The sequence below is a fragment of the bacterium genome, assembly GCA_013360215.1.
Classification (GTDB): domain Bacteria; phylum CLD3; class CLD3; order SB21; family SB21; genus JABWCP01.
The window spans coordinates 24,503-43,137 of sequence record JABWCP010000027.1; the positions used below are offsets into that span (position 1 = coordinate 24,503).

The 18,635-nt window shown below is 46.1% G+C and carries 12 protein-coding genes; all 12 read right to left on the reverse strand.

The genetic code is table 11. From position 1 onward, the window contains the following. Positions 1-8: 8 nt before the first annotated feature. Positions 9-1,790: an aspartate--tRNA ligase gene (gene aspS, locus HUU58_13445; GenBank protein ID NUN46675.1), complete on the reverse strand. Its 1,782-nt coding sequence runs from the start codon at positions 1,788-1,790 to the stop codon at positions 9-11. Between the two features lie 94 nt (positions 1,791-1,884). Next, the gene (locus HUU58_13450; GenBank protein NUN46676.1) at positions 1,885-2,952 is read right to left on the reverse strand and encodes an AgmX/PglI C-terminal domain-containing protein; all 1,068 of its coding nucleotides are present in this window, start codon (positions 2,950-2,952) and stop codon (positions 1,885-1,887) included. Positions 2,953-2,995: 43 nt separating this feature from the next. Next, positions 2,996-3,502: a biopolymer transporter ExbD gene (locus tag HUU58_13455; protein NUN46677.1), complete on the reverse strand. Its 507-nt coding sequence runs from the start codon at positions 3,500-3,502 to the stop codon at positions 2,996-2,998. 41 nt (positions 3,503-3,543) lie between these two features. Further along, a complete protein-coding gene (locus HUU58_13460) occupies positions 3,544-4,119 on the reverse strand; it encodes a biopolymer transporter ExbD (GenBank protein NUN46678.1) in 576 nt (191 codons plus the stop codon). Between the two features lie 84 nt (positions 4,120-4,203). Beyond that, positions 4,204-4,989 (reverse strand): MotA/TolQ/ExbB proton channel family protein, encoded by a 786-nt coding sequence (locus HUU58_13465; protein NUN46679.1) that lies wholly within the window; start codon positions 4,987-4,989, stop codon positions 4,204-4,206. A gap of 129 nt (positions 4,990-5,118) precedes the next feature. Beyond that, a complete protein-coding gene (locus tag HUU58_13470) occupies positions 5,119-5,601 on the reverse strand; it encodes a hypothetical protein (GenBank protein ID NUN46680.1) in 483 nt (160 codons plus the stop codon). Positions 5,602-5,610: 9 nt separating this feature from the next. After that, positions 5,611-10,857 (reverse strand): tetratricopeptide repeat protein, encoded by a 5,247-nt coding sequence (locus HUU58_13475; protein ID NUN46681.1) that lies wholly within the window; start codon positions 10,855-10,857, stop codon positions 5,611-5,613. Between the two features lie 11 nt (positions 10,858-10,868). Then, positions 10,869-13,745 carry a tetratricopeptide repeat protein gene (locus HUU58_13480; protein ID NUN46682.1) on the reverse strand — a complete coding sequence of 959 codons (2,877 nt, stop codon included), beginning with the start codon at positions 13,743-13,745 and terminating at the stop codon, positions 10,869-10,871. A gap of 154 nt (positions 13,746-13,899) precedes the next feature. Beyond that, the gene (locus tag HUU58_13485) at positions 13,900-14,484 is read right to left on the reverse strand and encodes a TIGR00730 family Rossman fold protein (GenBank protein ID NUN46683.1); all 585 of its coding nucleotides are present in this window, start codon (positions 14,482-14,484) and stop codon (positions 13,900-13,902) included. 9 nt (positions 14,485-14,493) lie between these two features. Continuing rightward, positions 14,494-15,375 (reverse strand): agmatinase, encoded by an 882-nt coding sequence (gene speB, locus HUU58_13490; GenBank protein NUN46684.1) that lies wholly within the window; start codon positions 15,373-15,375, stop codon positions 14,494-14,496. Between the two features lie 68 nt (positions 15,376-15,443). After that, the gene (locus HUU58_13495) at positions 15,444-17,621 is read right to left on the reverse strand and encodes a glycoside hydrolase (protein NUN46685.1); all 2,178 of its coding nucleotides are present in this window, start codon (positions 17,619-17,621) and stop codon (positions 15,444-15,446) included. Positions 17,622-17,658: 37 nt separating this feature from the next. Next, entirely contained in the window at positions 17,659-18,333 is a 675-nt protein-coding gene (locus tag HUU58_13500; GenBank protein ID NUN46686.1) for a tetratricopeptide repeat protein, read from the reverse strand. Between the last annotated feature and the right edge of the window lie 302 nt (positions 18,334-18,635).

Genomic DNA, 18,635 nt, shown 5'->3' on the forward strand with positions numbered 1-18,635 from the left:
GTATCCGATTATTCCGTTGTTCGTATGTGCAGTTCTTTCAGTTGTCGTGCATCTACGGGCGAAGGCGATTGATCCATCAGTGAAACGGCGCTATTGGTTTTAGGAAATGCGATCACATCGCGGATGGATTTCCGTCCGGCCAGAATCGCCGTCAAACGATCGAATCCCAATGCGATACCACCATGCGGGGGCACACCATATTCAAAGGCACGCAGTAAAAATCCAAATTTGGTATCGCGATCTTCCTGTGTAAGCCCCAACGCGTCAAACATTTTATTTTGTACATCGCGGCTGTGAATACGGATACTCCCGCCGCCGACTTCCGAACCGTTGAGTACCAGATCATACGCTTTTGCGCGCACGGCGCCGGGTTCCGAATCCATCTTCGAAAGATCCTCATCAAACGGTGACGTAAACGGGTGGTGCATCGCATTCCAGCGTTTTTCTTCTTCATCGTACTCGAAAAGCGGAAAATCTACAACCCAAAACATCGCATACGCATCGTCACGAATGAGCTTCAAATCCTCGGCGAGTTTTAAACGCAGTGCACCTAATGCAGACTGTACGATTTTTTCTTTGCCTGCAGCGATCAAAAGCAAATCGCCCTCTTTAGCGCCGGCCACTTCGACCATACGGCGCAACTTATCTTCGGTGAAAAATTTACCGATAGATGAGGTTATGCCCGTCGCTTCCACTTTGACCGTCGCTAAACCTAGCAGGCCGTGGTTTTTTACAAATTCAGTCAACTCATCTATTTTTTTGCGCGAAAAAGAGGACGCTTGCGATTCCACGCAAAGTAGAGCGATCGCGCCGTCTTTTTGATCAAGTACATCGTTGAAAACCTTGAACTCCGAACCGCGCACACAATCTTCGATATACGTGATGGGCATACCAAAACGCAGATCCGGCTTATCACTGCCGTACACGCGCATCGCTTCAGAATACGGCATACGACGCAGCGGCATCGTAAGGTCTATGCCTTTGAGTTCCTTAAAAATTTTAAACATCAGGCGTTCAATCATGCCCAGTACGTCTTCGCGTTCGACGAACGACATTTCCACGTCCACCTGCGTAAATTCCGGCTGACGGTCGGCGCGTAAGTCTTCATCACGGAAACACTTGACGATTTGAAAATAGCGATCCATACCCGACACCATCAGAAGCTGTTTGTAAATCTGCGGTGACTGGGGTAAGGCATAAAATTTTCCGGCGTGGACGCGGCTGGGCACCAGATAATCCCGCGCGCCTTCCGGTGTGCTTTTCATCAGTACGGGTGTCTCGACTTCGACGAATTGATTTTCGGTAAAATAATTGCGTACGATTTGCGCGAGACGATGCCTCAGTACAAGCGTTTCCTGCATATACGAACGCCGCAAATCAAGGTAACGGTACTCCAATCGCAGATCTTCATCTACTTTGAGGTTTTCATCATTGATTTCAAACGGCGGTGTTTTGGCACGGCTCATGATAGTCAGCGATTCCGCGATCACTTCGATTTCACCGGTAGGAATATTCTTATTCACCGATTCCCGGGGTGTGACGACACCCAAAACTTTGATAACAAACTCACTGCGAAGCTCTTTTGCTTTTTCGTGGGTTTCGGAAAATTTATCCGGATTAAAAACGATCTGGGTTAAGCCATAACGATCACGCAGGTCTATAAAAATGACCTGTCCCAAATCGCGACGGCGGTGAATCCATCCGATCAACGTTACTTTTTGCCCGGCATTTGCGGCACGCAGTTCACCGCATGTCGTACTGCGGTGAGCCGTATTCATAATAGCGCTCATACTTTCTTTGATTTCCGATCTATCTTGATAATTAAATATAAAAAAAACCGCCACGCTTGGGGCGTGACGGTTTTATCACAATGTACGATAATGCTTACTTCGTGAAGACGAACGTCTGGTTAACCGTTACGACGCCTTTTTTACCGCGCGGGAAAGTCCATCCGCGGATTTTATTGGTCACGCAATTAGCGACGGCATCGCCGACAGTATTTTGCGTAACGCTCACACCGGAAACGCGACCCGCTTGATTGATCTTGATCGAAACGGATAACTTACCTTTAAGATCCGGTGATTTTTTTAGTTCTTTCTGATAGCACGCATTGACGGAGGTTGCGTTTTGGTCAATGACACCTTGGATTTCAGCCGCTGACGCACCTTGGCCGCCACCGGTTCCTGAGATCGATGCTTTACCGACACCGATAAGACCGCTACCGGCACTACCGGCCGCTACAGACAATGCACCGGCACCGCCAAGCTCAGCCGTGAGGTCGGAAATGCTTCCGGTTCCGCCGGCTACACCGCCCGCACCGAGCACGGTACGATCACCGCCGCCACCGGTCGCTTCACCGATACCGCCGACCTGACCTAACACCTCATCAAGATTGCCGCTACCGCCGGAGAAATCAACGGCCGCATAACGACCGCCCCCGCCGGAGCCTACAGCACCGGCTACCGCCAAAACACCACGACCTGCAGCCGCTTTGGCCGCCGCACCGGCACGGGCTGCCGCTGCAGCTTTGGCTGCGGCTGCGCGTGTAGCACGGCCTTGAGCATTCGTGGGCGCTTGCTGACGATTGATTTGCGCACTGGGAACCGCGGAAGTAGCTGTTTCTTCAGTTTTTTCTTCTTCTTTGGGTTTATCCAACTCTTCCAGAAGCGCGGCGTCCACTTTGTTGATTTTCGCAATTGCTTTCAAAAGCTTGTTGTCAAGGACAGTCGGTTTCGGGCGCGGCGGTTGCATCGCCATATAGATCAACGGCGTATAGACGACCACCAAAGAGATAAAGAAAATGCCCAGCATGCGCTTATCAAACGCAGACCAATAGCTTTTCTGAAACTCTTTTGGAAATGCAACGATACGAATATCGCGCGCCGCACCGGCCGCGCGCGCGCCGCCCGGAGGGGCTGCCGCAGCTTTAGTATTTCGTTTTACTGAATTCATTCCGGACTCCTTCTCGAGTCAATTCACAAAATTAAATTTTTTATTAGATCACATCATTTTTGTTGGCTAATGCGCCTAACAAACGAAGATTAGAAAATTGGTTACGACCGCAGGTTACAACGACTTTCATAAGTACGTTGAAAGGTGTACGATCATCGCAAACCACAATCACCTCACGCTTAAACTCAATACCAAATCGCGCTTCCAAATCCAACGCTTTATTGGCATCTTCTTCAAGCTTTTCAGCAAGCTGTGGAATCAGAAATGAATTCTTTTGCGCCAGTACCGTTTCCGTGTCAGCAATCACATCTTTGTTGTAATAAATGTGTGCCTGAGAAACGTTAATGAGCAACATCTTCTTAGGTTTGTTTTTGGTAACAATTTTCGGTGGTTGCATACCATCCGATTTCGTAGCCAAAGCACCGGAAGTGGAAAAGTTCATAAGAAGGAAGAGCAACATGATAGTCAGAATGTCCATCATGGAGTTCATATTCAGCGTACCTTCTTCGCTACGCTTATTCTTTTTTGCTGCAGATGGTTTAAATGCCATGTAAAATATTCCTTTAGGAAACTAATTTCGGCGCCTATGGTTTAGATAATTATCTTACCGACACCGATATTGGCAAACCACGGTTGTTTTACTTTTTGATTACTGCTCGGATCCGAAAACTCTTTGAATTCGGAGTTGGTGATGATATCCATCGCGGTGACGATGGCCTGATACGGAATTACATCCTCTGCCGTAATGATAATGGTTCGCTCATCTTCAAAACCCTTACCATTAATTTGTTTGACGATATCCTTCATTTTCTGTTCAAGACCTCTGAAGTCGTATTTACCGTCCGCCAACTTAGGAAGCGTCGGACCCGTAGTACCGCCTTCACCAGCCAAAACGATCGAATTTCCGGCAATCGTCATACCTTTTTCGGTAACAACTAGCTTAAGCCCGATTTTCGGTTTTTCTTTTTCAGGCTTATCATCCGCGCCGCCACCACCTCCACCACCGCTCAGCGGGGGAAGGTTTAGCTCCAAATAAGTCATTTTAACGAATTCGGAACATTTGAGAAGCAACGGAATCAAGATACACATCATGTTCATGATGGGCCGCAGATCAAGCTCTGTGTTCTCGGCCTTAACACTCCGTCTTTGAGAGGGTTTAAATGCCATTGTAAAACCCTTTTAAATTATAAAAGTTCTAATAAATCTTAAGTGTTGAAATCAAAACGATAATCACTCGCTAAGATACTGTAATTATTTGTTACCCGTCATCAAATTGATGAGTTTGACCATGTGTTCATCCATTTCATCAATGATTTTACCGGTTTTGGTATTGATCAATGTGTAAACGATGATACAGGGAATAGCAACAGAAAGACCCCAGATCGTCGTTTGCATAGCGGCAGAGATACCTTTCGCGAGGAACAACGCTTTTTGATCTTCAGGCATGGCCGGGTTACCTACGGCGGCGAAAGCGAGAATCAGACCGTACACCGTACCCATCAGACCGAAAAGTGTCGAAACGTTGGATAACATAGCGAGGTAACCGGAGCGTTCCGAGAGTTTCGGAATAATTTCGAGTGTTCCTTCGTCAACGGCATTTTGGATGGCACGAAAATCTAAAGGACCGCCTTCTTTTTCAGCTGCGCGTTTCAGACCGGCGAGCACAACCGACGGAAGAGCTTTATCTTTTGCTGTTTCGCAAAGCGCAATCGCTTTTTTGAGGTTTCCACCGGCAACCAGCTTACGAACTTCAGCCATGAATTTGTTGGCATCTACATTGGAACGCACAAAAATAAAATAAAGACGTTCCGCCATGATGGCCACGGAAAAAACACCGCAAAACGCAATGATCCACATGTAAGTAGAACCTGCTTCTTCCCATTTGAATGACTGGAAAAATGCATCAAAGAAAATGGCTACCTGTGATTGCGATTCTTGAGGAGCCGCAGCGCCGCCGTCTTGGGCGAAAAGCGAAGAAGCCATCATTTGGGCTGTCACTGTCAAGCCTGCTGCCTTAGCCAAGATGTTCTTTTTCATGAATACTAACCTCCGGTTATGTTTCAGGGTACTTTAATGAGGAATGTATAAAAAATTTCGTGATTCAGACTTAGATACGAACGGCATACAATTTAAATGCTTTTGATTGAAATGCAAGAAAATTAAAAATCAATTACGCCGCTTTTTGATTATTTTATCTATTTCTTCCAGATTGACACGTTCGGAACCGACGATCGTACTTTTATCAATCGCAGTCAAATCCAAATATCGTTTTTTAAGTTCACGTTCGTACGATTTTTGTCCGATCACTTTTTCGATTTGCGGTGAAACACGATTAGCAAAAAGCGAAACACCGGGACCTTCGGATTTTCCGCGAATGGTCGTCTTGCTGAAAAACTGCACCATGTCTCCCGTTGGCTTATAATACACTACAAGAATCGGACCCTTGGCGCCTTCCTCTTCTTTGATCGTATAGAGTTTGGCATCCGGAGGATTATTCGTGCCAAGCACGACTACGATTTGTTCACCGGCATCGTTTTCGATTACTTCCATATCCGGGTGTTTGACATCCTGTGCATTGATACGCGATGTGGCTGCGCTAAACACCAACATCGCTCCGAGGATGCACAACCAACACATTAATTTATTCATACCTGCTCCTTACTTTCCTTTTGCGACACGTCCGCGACGGAAGAGCGTGTTTTTAAGTTCCTGTCCTTCCGGAGGCGCGGCATCCCGAATCGCCGCCGTCGGATCTTCGATTTCGGTTACTTCGAGAACGATACGGATACCATGATGTTCTTTAGGCGATTCGCGATCGTGCATCATGATTCCTAATACGTTGCGACCTTGTGCAAAGTTTTCGATGAAAAGTTCCGTTGTTTCGAGTACATTACCGATACTGTCCGCTTCGCCCGATTCTTGTAACGCCGTGCCGACAAAGGCGCCGTTCAGATAAAACTCGTAATATCCGTCCACAGCGACATAGAGTTTGCCCGACAAAGGGCTGCCTTTAACGTTGAAGTACGTGCGGAAGTATGCCACTTTAGCCGTATCCATGATCTTATTGATCTGGTCTTGCGAATAGATCGGCTTTGCATTTGTATCCTGCATTGTAAAATCAGCCAATACATAGCGGCGCGTTATATACGATTGGGTGGTCGTAGTATCAGTCGTTTCGGATTCTTCCGACGGAGCTGCCGCTTCACCATTAGCATTTTCTGTCGCTGATGAATCTTGACCGCCCGTTTTTACTGTAGCAGTGTCAATCGTCGGAGGTACTTCGGGTGCTTTTTCAGGAACTAACTCTTTAGGTAATTCCGGCACTGAGAACCGCTGACCTAATCCAATCCAAATCGGATACGCTTTATGTTCTTCTAAAATTTTGTGTCCAAGCTTCATTGTTGACGGAGGCGCGGCGGCCGCATACCATTTGCCGTCATTAAATCCTGTCGTCTGCCAGGAATCATCCGCTTTGGGCGAAGACAACCACGTTTCATAATTGGACGCGTAAAAATTGGTATACGTCTTTAGTTTCAGAAGCTTCGCATAATACTGATCGTATTTACCAAGCAAGGCGAGAATTTTACGCAATTCAACGTTATCGGTTTGAATGATCTTATCATCCGGGCCGGTGCCGTTGGGATCGGCAACAATCTTCGCCATTTCCAATTCTTGTGCCGCACTGAATGCTTCTTCAAGCACCGACTTCGCGATTTCACGCGTAAACGTCAAGTTCTGGCTGTACGTCTGGCTGGCATCGGTATAATAAGCCATCGTTTCGTCAGCTTGGTTTTGGAAATACGTCGCTTCGTATGTCTTGTAGTATTTATCCGATGTATCCGATTCGGTATAGTTCAGCTTAGCATAATCGTATGCAAACGCAAACATTTCACGTTGAATTTGGCGTGCATCCTCTTCGCCGTACAAACCTTTTTCTTTGGCTTGGGTCACAGCTGCGGAATAACCCTTCACGGCTTTTTCACCGAAAGGTTTGGCAAATTGCGTGATATAGGTTTGCATTTCCGTCGGAATTTCATAGAAAATCGTATAGAAGTCTTTCCCGGTTTTCTTATCCACATACGTATCGCCTTTGCTTACAATTTCGCGATACTGATCGGAAAACTTTTTATACTGTTCCATCATTTGGAATGACAGTTTAGCGTACTCACCGGGTACTATCGCAGAGAAGCGAATCATATTTCGGCGGCATTCGGCCATGTATTTATCATTGATTCCGAGCGAATCCATCTGTTTTACCGCCTCTTCATACGCTTTGATCGCTTCCTGGGCAGCCGGTGTGATCGCTTTATCCAATGTCAATTGCTGGAAAGCCGCTAGCTCCAATGATCCGGGTTTGAATTCCGGAGGTACCGGCGCCGATTGAATCGTTTCAAAAATCAAACGTTTGGCGTCGGCTACCTGATAAAGAATGTGTGATATTTTAGAACGGCTGAGGTCGCGGTATTGCAGCGCCATTTCTTTCTGACGGAGCAAGGAATAATCACGATCTTTAGCTGTTTTGCCTTCTGTCAAAATCTTGATAATAATCTGCGCGCTGTCCGGCTTCGACGCATATTTCTTAGTGATCGAATCCGTCAGTTCTTTTTCATCATCCGTCAGTTTTTTATACACTTTATCTAAGAACGAACCGGCGTTGATGTACTCTTGCACAGCGGCTTTGTACACAAGCGAAGCACCGTAAAAACTTTCCGTCTGTGCTTTGACAAGCTTGGCAATGTCTTTTTCTTTTTTAAACTCACGATTGGCCAACGCGTCACCGAACTCTTCGCGTACAAGACCGCGATAGTATGCCGCCTCGTAGGTGCGATACTGCGCATAACTTGTGATCGCGTCATAATATGTCATAAGATCTTGAACGATGGCCAGTTTCTGATCTTCTTTGAGTGTGATATTTGGTTCTTTGATCGTTACTTTTGTGAAATCTTCGTAACGCAGTTTAGCCAATTCATACACCGATTCGGACGAGAAGAATTTATTGTAATCTAATCGCTGCGCTTTCAAGTTATCGCTTTTCTTTTTGGCTTCCTGAAAAGATACGATCGCATCCGCACGGCGATTTTTCTTGAGATGGTTGACGCCTACGTCGTACAACGCCTGCACATTGCGTTTATCGTTGGGATACGCGCGCGCATACTGTGTGTATTTTTGGTACGCTTTTTCTTCATCATTAATGGCGAAGTATAATTTCGCGATATTAAAATCCAGTTCCGGCGTGTATTGTGATTTGGGGAAAAGCTTCACAAATTTTTCACTCACTCGGATCGCCTGCCGATTCAGATCTTTAGCTTCGTTACTGTCGCCTTTAGCCGCAGCCTGCTTAGAGGATTGCTCGAAGAAATATTCGGAATTATACAGCGCTACTTCGGATGAGCGTGAGCCATCCGCATAATTAGGATAGCGGTCAACGAGCCGCTCACCGACTTGTGCCGCCGTTTTCATTTCCTTCATATCCGAATACATGTTCTGCACGTTCCATAAAGCCGCCGGTGCTTCTTTAGTATCTTTAAACGTGTCGGCATAGGCTTCAAATACGGCTATCGAACGTTTTAATTCTTTCGAATTATAGTACTCCACGCCGGAGTTGAACATCGCTATAGCCAGTTCATTACGCTTACCGTAACCAAGCTTTTTACCTTCTTCATAAGCTCGCTGAAACTCGCGTGCTGCTTTATAATTTTCTTTTTTACCCTGGAAGTATTCGGCGTGCTTGAAAATGGAGAAAAATATAACTTGAACCGCTTCCGTCTTTTGCTCAGCGCTTACTTCAGAATTTTCCAACAACTTGCGTGCAACAATTTCCGAACTGCGGAAATCTTTTTTATCGCGATAGGTTTGCATCAGGTAACGTTGCGCCAAACGCGCTTTATCGCTCTTTGGATACCGTGTTACAATCGTATTAAAATACTGCGATGCCCGCGCAAAGTCATTATGCGAGAAGTAAATGCCGCCGGCGTAGGCTAAGAAGTCGGGTGTTTTATAACCCGGTTTCGTCATTACCGGTTTCGGATTTTCCAATGAATCGGTCGGATACAATGCGGATGTATCCGGGAAAAGGCGTGCGTAATTGTTGATCGCATCAAGCAGTTTGGATTCACTTGGTGTAATTGGCAATATACTGTCCATCGGCACGTCTTTGGGACGTGTGAAAGGACGAGCACGATATAACGAGTCGGCAATCACGTACGCATTCATAGCCGATTTGAAACGATATTGATCGTATGGGTACAATGTCGCGACTTTGATAAAGTCTTCATACGCCGTATCCAGCATTTTAAAAAATGCAAATTCGATAAACGCCATATTGTAATGGAATTTATACGCAAATGTATCCACAGGAAAAAATGTGATAAACTGACGGCTAAAGTCCATCGCTACACGCCAGTCTTTGAGATCATTACTCAACGAGGCTTCGCCGTAATAATACAAAATGTTATCTACTAACACGTCGCGCGCCATACGATTGGCCCGAATGACTAAGTCTTTATCCGTCATGGCTACAGACCAGTCGCTGCCGGGGCGGTATGAATTATACAGCTTATAACGATGGAAAATCACGCTGTCCAAAAGCGACTTGGCAACCGCTTTATTTTGTGTACCGCGCTGCATACGTTCGAAGGTATTGATCACTTTGAACTGCGCGTCCGCTGTACGCCAAAATAGAGGATAGGTATTAATCAACGTGTTATACGCATACAACGCTAAGGTATCTTTTTGCTCAAGATTATAAGATTCGCCCAATTGCCAAATAATTTCCGGAGCGTAGCGTTTTTCACTGAGTTTAGCTTCATCGATGTACGACTTAATCAATTTGTATCCGCCATCCGCCGTACCTTGCGCGAGATCTATTTGTTCACCCCAGCGGTTAAAACTGATACCGATATAAACGAGCGCCTCGACATCAAGTTCTTGGCTGAAATTATTGTAATAACGCGCCGAATCCACATCATCTACGAGGTATGTGAAATAACTTATCGCTTTAGGATAATCACCGAGACGATAATGCGTCCAAGCTAACTTATAAACAGCCTCCTGAAAGCGTTCGGCTTGGGGGTAATCTAAAACTTTGCTATAATTTTTGATAGCCTTCTGCAAATCGGCATCGCCGCCGCGTTGAAAATAATATTCACCGATGCGGTTATAGCATTCACCCGCGTATTTACTGTCGGGAAAACGAACAGCCAAATCCTGATAAATTTTCAATGCTTCGCGTTGTCTACGGTCGCCATCATTGATAAAGCGTTCATCGCCGCGAGACTTGAGTTGACGGCCTTCCGCCTCACGGAAAAAAGCGATATTATACATCGCATCAACGACATACGGGCTTTCCGGGAAATTATCCATTAACTGCTGGTATGTTTTGATGACTTCCGTATAATCCATCTCCGGATCCGGCAAAAGTTGCGGCCCCGGATATTGATTCATCTCTTGTTCTATTTCTTTATCCGTTTTTTTCTGCGCGACAAGATTGGTGCGGAAATCCTCTTTACGACGTTCGTATTCATTGAGAATTTTTTGATTTTCCGTCGCTATCGAATCAGAAACAACAGAGAAGTTATCATTCATAATCTGATAGAGGTACTCCGCGCGCTGCAAAAGTACAAGCGCCGTCGTGGCCGTGCCGGAACCCGATTTATCAAGAAACTCTTTGCTCTGTTTGATGCCTTTATCGAGCAGTTGAACCCGTTCGGTTTCCAACTTATTGCGTTGTAACTCAAGTTCTTCTTTGAGTTTCAACAGATCTTCACTGGAAACGCTTTCGAGGGTTACCGTGTCTTTGTTTGACTTGTTCCCGGTGCCGCGTTGTGCGTAAAGCGCCGTTTGGGAGACCAATCCGGCTAAAAGCACCAGTGCAATCCATTTTCCTGATCGTAAAACCAATGTCATACGCGTATCCACTATGATTTAAATATTTTTTTCGTATGGGTTGATTCCTCATCGCGTCGGATAAAAACCGACACGCGGTGCGACTTTTCCGCAACATCATTCACAGCTTGGGTGCGGGATATGATCATATACCGTAAGCTCTGCGTAGTTTCGCCATCCATCAACAGCGCAGACTCACCATTAGAACCGCCGCCGGATGTCGAATCGGCCGTCGCATTTTCTTCTTTGGTTTGAGTGTCCGGCGCCGATGTGCTCGAGGCCGAATCGGCCGGGGCCGACTTCACCGTCGAGTCACCTTGTACCGTTTCCGAAGGAGGCAATTCTTCATCGACCGCTCCTTCTTCCTGTTGCTGTTCCTGCGGCGCCTCAATCGGTTTGGTATCAATTACGATAACTTCCGGCACCACATCATTATAATCAAACGGATCGTTTTCAGGTTTTTCACTGGACTTATCGAGGAAGTATTCTTTTTGAAAAAATGTCTGCTGTTCGCGGCGCACCTCTTGAAGTTCTTTATCGCGAATTTCGCGTTCCTTCAATTCGATCTCGCGCTCCACCTCAGCAATACGGAGCTCATAGTTTCTTTTTCGTGTTTCTAAGATTTTATCAATCTGAGCAACCGCTTTTCCGATATCGCCGATCTGTTCCGATTTCGTCGAATTGAGTACGAAGTTGATATTATTTCGGCCGTAGCTTGCAAAATCACCCCAGGTATCCAAGTCAACGTAGCTTTCGGCCGGTGCATCGGCTAAAAGCAGAACTTCGTAATCACTTAATCGGTAATATAATCCGGCCAGTTTATTACGTTCAAAATCCAGTTTAAGCATCGCGCTTTGGTTATTCCGCTCACGCGCTGTTTTCATCAGATCATCAATCTGGAAAAGTTGATTTTGCACCAACTGTTTTTCACGACCGATTTTTTCACGCAGAACACTCTGTTGGCGGTTACGTGCTTCCATTTCGCTTATCGTTCGCGAAATTTTATGTTTCTGAAAATACGTTTCAATTTCAAGCGCGGCTAACTGATCCGTCGAGCCTTCCGAAGCATCTATGCGGTTTTTCTCTAAATAGTTTTCAGCACCAATTTGTTGAAAATCCGAAATCTGATTCGAAAGCTGTTTGCCAAATTTTTCTTCGTCTTCTTTATTGCCGCTTTCGCGCGCTTCGCGCAACTTGGCTTCCGTTACGCGGATCTTACTGGCCATGACCGACATGGTCTGATAAAAACCGGCCGACTTACCTTCACGGATACGGTTATAACCGTTGTTTTCCAAGGCATCACTGAGTTGGCGGTGCAATTCGTCATAGCGCATAAAACTCGCGCTATCGTTTTTGATGCGTGCGACACGTTTTGCGTCTTCGAGCATCATCAATGTTTTGCGTGTCGAATCGCGTTCGGCAATAAATTGATCCGCGAGATATTTGGCTTCCGTAGCCTCCGCGACAAAATTATATGATTCGACCGCATATAACTCGCGATCGCGATCCGTCAATGTTGGATCCAACACTTTGATATTGCCCAACAGTGTTTTGGTTTCAAATAAATAATCGCTGGCAGGATATAAGTTAACCAACGAATCCGCGAATATGCGCGCCGTATCGATATCGTTGTCTTTGAATGAAGCCCAAGATGCGATCAACAGCGCGGCATCATGATATTCTGAACTGCGCTGTATTTTTTTCATGTATGGAAATACGGCGTTGAATTTTTGTCCGTTGATCGTTTGCTCGAACTTGATGAAAGATGCTTTGAGCAACGAGAGATCTTTCAGGCGTTTTTGATCTTCTACGGTAAAGCGCGGATTGTTCGGTTCGATTTTCGTAACATGAACAAATTCTTCCAGCGCTTCGTTGTATTGTTCCAATCCGACGTAACAATGCGCTACCAAATAACGCGCCGGCCAATAGTAACGCGATTCTTTGGATACTTTGCGCAGTGCGGCTATCCCGGTTGTATAATCTGAAGTGGAAAAAAATGTCAAACCGGCCAAATAAAAAGCTCGGTTGTAACGGTTATCATCTTTAGGACGTTCCGGAGCTTTAGCGAGGTATTCGCCGTAGTACTTTTGCATCGCGGAACGATCTTCTTTGATGTACGCCATCGTAATCTGTGTGTACAATGCCCGTTCTACGTATGGCGAGGTGGTCATCTCGGAAACCAATTTATCGAACCAGGTTTTCGCGTTATCAAAATCTTTCATCCGGTAATAACTGTCACCGATATAATAAAGTACATCATCCCATTCGTTGAGAACAGTATTGTACGTCTCATAAATATCCTGCAACTCCGCAGCTGCGGCCGAGTAACTTTCTTCCTTGTAACGACGCAGTGCAATTTTGAGGTGGTGTTGGACCATGCGACGTATATCATCGGGTGTTCCGCTCTTGACCAATCGGGAGCGAATAGCCATCGCATCTATTTTGGTCATACCAAGATCCATCGCATACAAACGCTGATACTCCATGTGGAGCTCATTCAATGCTTTCTGATCGGTATATCCGGGAAGAACGCGATTACTCTTTTTCATACCCTCAAGATTCTCTTTGATGGTATTCATGCGCAAACGAATCGAGTCACGCATTTCTTTGCGCGCAAAAGGCAACCCTTCCGTACCGGGCGGAATTGCAATTTTTTTATCACGACGGTACCAAAACTCTTCACGCGTCGTAGACATCAGGTCAAGAATCATCACCTCGTTATCAAGGTAACGATACGCAAAACTTTCGTCGAGGCTGTTTATGTAGCTTTTAACGCTCGCACGGTATTCAGCGCGGGCTTCTTTTTCTTGCGCCGTGCCAGTACCGGTCACCACTGTCAAACTCAGTCCGCAGAGCGCGGTCTTCAATAAACGGCCACACGATACGCGGGTGCGAATACTCAAATTCATTCCGACCTTCCTGTGAAGATTAGCAAAAGACCGTCGTCGGCCTTTGGAATTTAACCTAAGGATTTGTTTTATCTAATTTCAGCGAATTTAGGCGTTTTAAAAAGTGAAGTCAAGTTATTTTATTAAGTTACGTTAAACGGACGGCTGCCGTATTTCAGTTCACGTCGCGGAACCATTTGTGTGAAATAATGATCGGTTTGTAATGTTGCAGATAATCAAAAAGTGAAGGCACATCCGGGATTAATGGGCACAAACCTACCGCTTCGGGCTTGATAAACTGACCGGCACTGGCCGAACGAATAAATTCACCGATCGCGTCATAGAACCCATTGATATTGAGCAGCGCCGCAGGCTTTTGTATGGCATTGAGTTGGCGTAATGTAACAATTTCGAATATCTCCTCCAACGTACCGTACCCGCCGGGCAAAGCCACAAACGCATCGGCACGCGATTCCATCACGGCTTTACGTTCACGCAAATCGCGCGTCACGATCATCTCATCCGCTTGTGCATTACTGATACCATGCTTGGCTATCACTTCGGGAATAACACCGACTACATGTCCTCCATGGCTTTTGACACTGGTCGCTACAAGGCCCATTAAGCCGACGGTCGTTCCGCCATAGATCAGTGACCATCCGTTATGGACGATCGCCGCTCCTAATTCTTCCGCGGATCGTTTATGTACATCGCTAACGGCATCACTGGACGAACAAAACACACATAATGAACGCATCACGCGTAAACCTCATTTTTTAGCAGACACATAGCCCATTAATTTATAAGCCATTTTAGCTAGTGCATAATCGGAAAACGGGAACTGTTTGTGGGGCGCCAGTTCCACGATATCAAAACCGATCACCGTGCGGCGTTCGCATACTTTGCGAAGAAACGCCATGGTGGGATACCATTCCAAACCACCCGGCTCGGGCGTCCCGGTCGCCGGTATAATACTGGGATCCAGTCCATCGCAATCTATGGTGATATACACTTTTTCTTTCAATGCGTGAATCGCCTCGAGCATCCATTCGTCCCCGCTGCCGACAATATCCTTCGCGTAAAAGGTTTGAATGTTGTTCTGCTGAATCAGTTTCCGTTCCTCGATACATTGCGCGCGAATACCGATTTGAACAATGTTTTTATTAAAATCCCAAATACGCTTCATAACACATGCGTGACTCCACGGCGTATCATGGTACGTTTCGCGCAAATCCGAATGCGCGTCAATCTGTAGTACGGAGAAATCATCGCCTAAGCGATCGTGGAATGCGCGTACGATCGGCGAGGTTACCGTATGTTCGCCCCCGAGGCATACGGGCATTTTTTGGTCATCTAAAATTTTTCCAACGGCCTGCTGGATTTGTTTCATCGCTTTTTCACCTTTGTTCTTTCCAAAGGTTACCGGTTTAAGCGTGGCAATGCCAAAGTCATATACGCTATCGCGATCCAGCTCTTCATCATAAAACTCAACCATCTGCGAAGCTTTAATGATCGCTTTGGGGCCCTTACGCGTTCCCTGACCATAACTGGTTGTTGCTTCGTAAGGAATCGGCAAAACGGCAAATTTGGCCGTTTTGTAATCCGATAATTTTTTTTCTATGCCCAAAAAGTTATCGGGTGTTTTACTCATGATATTTCTCCGAAATTAAACTAGGTGATTTTTATAAATCTATGCCGGTTACCATACATCAAAATATATCATGCAGACCATACGTCACGATCCATCGCGTCATGATCCGGATCGAGTGGAATACCGCCGCGCAAGGGCTTGGTTTCCAGATTATTACGCCCATCAAACAGACCCACGGAAAAACGACACGGTAAAGGAATGCGCGAACGTATTATGCGCCACTCTGCAATTTCACCGAAGACCCAATCCTGAGTATGTACATTCAACTCCTGTGCATGCACTACGCGCTGGCCTTCATAATCAAAAAAAGCCTGTACAGTAAATTTTTTTTCGCGCAACAAAGTAATTTGATCGGGTGAAAAATTCAACCGGATGTAGAGATAATGTTCATCAAATCCGAATTGAATGCTATCGAACCAAACTTGGCCGCCGCTCATGGTATCGGCATCTTTTGATGCGGCATAAAAACCGGCATCGCGCCATTCGTAAAACGAAGATTCTTTGCCGTCAATACGCGGTCGGAGGAGTGCTTTGGGGCGATGCAGCACAGGCTCTTTTTTACGGTCGGCCATGATCGGAACAAATAATTTTTCATGCGCGGGTTCGCCCAATGCGTCGTATACGCGACGTAAAAAATAACGAAACAGCACATCAAATCGCGTTTTGTGGCGCGCCTGATGATCGTCGCCCATCCACCAAAACCAATCGCTGCCCTCCGCGATAGCCATCATTTCCCATGCATGATCCAATTTTTCAAACGTATATTTTCCGCTCTTGCGCGCCGTTTCGAGGAATAAACGCGTTTCCGTGAGATATTCCCACGCCGTATTTTTTTCCGGATGCGAACCGATCCAGACGTCGAAATTATGAGCAATCCATGAACCCGGATGAATGTGATGTATTTCCGGCAATTGCGGCGTTTGTATTTTCATCAAATAATCATTGATGCGAACGGTCTCTATGGTTTGCGACGTGGATAGGCGAAGATACAAAGCACGTAGGAATTCGCGACCGTTGTTGGGATAATATTCCCAGCAATTTTCGCCGTCCAGAATAATGCTCACCAATCTTTGCGACGGATCCAGCCCGCGACGTATCAGATCTTCACGAATGGCTTCCAAATGCGACACAAACTCGGCGGCGGCTTTTTCCGGCGGCATGGCGGCATAACGAAATCCGATCGCATCGGAGAGACCGTGATCGCGGAATAACACGACCACTTCGGACTTGGAAGTACGGATGCGATACGGTTGATACGGATCGCCCGGAGTTCGCGACTCGGAGCGCATCAATATCTCTTCATCCGTCGCAACCCATCGGAACCCTTCTTCGGCGATTTGTCCGATCACGGCTTGGCTGACGCTGCCTTCGGACGGCCACATCCCGCGCGGTGCAAAGCCCATACGCGACTGGAAAAATTCGCGTGCGGCACGGATATGCCAATGCGCGTCATCCGGATAAACAAATGCTTTTTCCGAAAGCGTCGTATGCGGGTTGGATTTTTGCGCGATGGCCGTATCATTCAATAACGGTAAAATCGGATGGTACAGCGGTGTGACGGAAATTTCGATTTGTTGTTCGCGCGCCAACCGCCGGTAGAGAGGAATGATTTTTCTTAAAATATCCAAATGCGCCGCTAAAACGCCGGCTTTGTCGGATTCGCTAAAACCACGACCCTTTTGGATCCACGAACGAAACGGTTCTTTCGTTTTCCACGATTCGCCGATCCAGCACAGATTGTACCACATCTGAAGATCGCACCAGTCTTCGACGGAAAACTGTCGCCACTCGGAGCGGCGGTCTAATAATTCTTTATACCGCGGATTGGGTGCGATCATTCGCTCTTCGTGGGCCAGAAAAAAGTCGTCTATGATTTGCTCGCGATCATGTTCGTTTAATTGACCGGCCGGCAACCGCGTCAATCGCATAATATGATCTTCCACACCGTGTTCGGTATAATCTTCGATCTGCATCAGCAGTGAAGGCACCAAATTAAAGTTTTGTTTGAGCGTAGGGAAGTCGGTGAGATAATTAGGAATATCGAAATAATCTTTTACACCATGCAGGCGCACCCAAGGCATTGCAAAAAATGGTTTGCCATCCGGCGCGGCCACTTTGTAATACGGCTGGTGCTGGTGCCACAAGAAAGCGACGTTAAGAGTTTGTTCCGATGCCATCGCTTGTGAAGTTTTATAAATAATGAAAAACCGTAAAACAATATACGAATAAAAAAAATGGGTTGCCACAAAAGCAACCCATTAATATAACTTTTAAAATTTACGCTTAGGCCCCGATTTCATCCAATGCATTCTTAGCATCACGCGCCGCGCTGGTTTCAGGATACTCTTTCGTTACTTTTTCATACAACGCTTTAGCATTTGACGCTTGATTGACCATGCGGTAGCAACGCGCTGCTCCGATCATGCTTTCGGGTGCCAAATGAGAACTGGGAAATTTACCTGCTGCTTTTTCGTATTGTTTGGCCGCTTCTTCGTACTTATTCTGCCCTTCATAACAAGCCGCAATACCCATAAGCGACGACATCACAAAAAGTTCATTATCCGCATAATCGTCGAGATACTGGTTGAAATACTGCAACGCAAAATCGTATTGATCGGTATTAAAATAAGCATTGGCCATATAAAAAGTTCCCATGCCTCCGCCGACGGTACCTTCGTATTCAGCACAATACTTTTCGAGACGACGAATCGCTTCACGGTAATCACCGCTGAAATAAACACGCTCCGGTGCGGCTAATTTATTGACGGACTCTGCATCACGTTCTTTACTGTAATTCATATAGCCCCAAGACGTGGCTATGATGACCAGTAAACCGACAATACCGTACAGGATAACCTGTTGATTGGTCTGCACGTAATCGGTGAACTGTGAAATTTTATTCATCACCGGATCTTTATGCAGTTCTTTTTTAGTAAGATGTTTTCTTGGCGTTAACATGCGTAATTCACTTCATTCTGTGGTCTAATTGATTTTTAAAGCGCCCCATAATACAAAACGGGCTTCTTGCACGCAAGTAAAATTAACAGAAACTAATTTTTATTCTAGTCGGTTAAAAATGATTCTACGGCTCAATAAGTCCTCGATTCAATATTATATTGTTACAATTATAACATCAAGCCTGCGGAAACGACGACCATTGGTCTTCTGCTGATTGTACCCTCGATCACGCCGTTGGCGTGACGACCATTGGCCTTCTGCTGATTGTACCCTCGATCACGCCGTTGGCGTGACGACCATTG

What these genes read in the sequence shown, in the direction of transcription:
- aspS (NUN46675.1), bottom strand. Translation starts at nt 1,790, where the DNA reads ATGAGCGCTATTATGAATACGGCTCACCGCAGTACGACATGCGGTGAA.
- HUU58_13450 (NUN46676.1), bottom strand. Translation starts at nt 2,952, where the DNA reads ATGAATTCAGTAAAACGAAATACTAAAGCTGCGGCAGCCCCTCCGGGC.
- HUU58_13455 (NUN46677.1), bottom strand. Translation starts at nt 3,502, where the DNA reads ATGGCATTTAAACCATCTGCAGCAAAAAAGAATAAGCGTAGCGAAGAA.
- HUU58_13460 (NUN46678.1), bottom strand. Translation starts at nt 4,119, where the DNA reads ATGGCATTTAAACCCTCTCAAAGACGGAGTGTTAAGGCCGAGAACACA.
- HUU58_13465 (NUN46679.1), bottom strand. Translation starts at nt 4,989, where the DNA reads ATGAAAAAGAACATCTTGGCTAAGGCAGCAGGCTTGACAGTGACAGCC.
- HUU58_13470 (NUN46680.1), bottom strand. Translation starts at nt 5,601, where the DNA reads ATGAATAAATTAATGTGTTGGTTGTGCATCCTCGGAGCGATGTTGGTG.
- HUU58_13475 (NUN46681.1), bottom strand. Translation starts at nt 10,857, where the DNA reads ATGACATTGGTTTTACGATCAGGAAAATGGATTGCACTGGTGCTTTTA.
- HUU58_13480 (NUN46682.1), bottom strand. Translation starts at nt 13,745, where the DNA reads ATGAATTTGAGTATTCGCACCCGCGTATCGTGTGGCCGTTTATTGAAG.
- speB (NUN46684.1), bottom strand. Translation starts at nt 15,375, where the DNA reads ATGAGTAAAACACCCGATAACTTTTTGGGCATAGAAAAAAAATTATCG.
- HUU58_13500 (NUN46686.1), bottom strand. Translation starts at nt 18,333, where the DNA reads ATGTTAACGCCAAGAAAACATCTTACTAAAAAAGAACTGCATAAAGAT.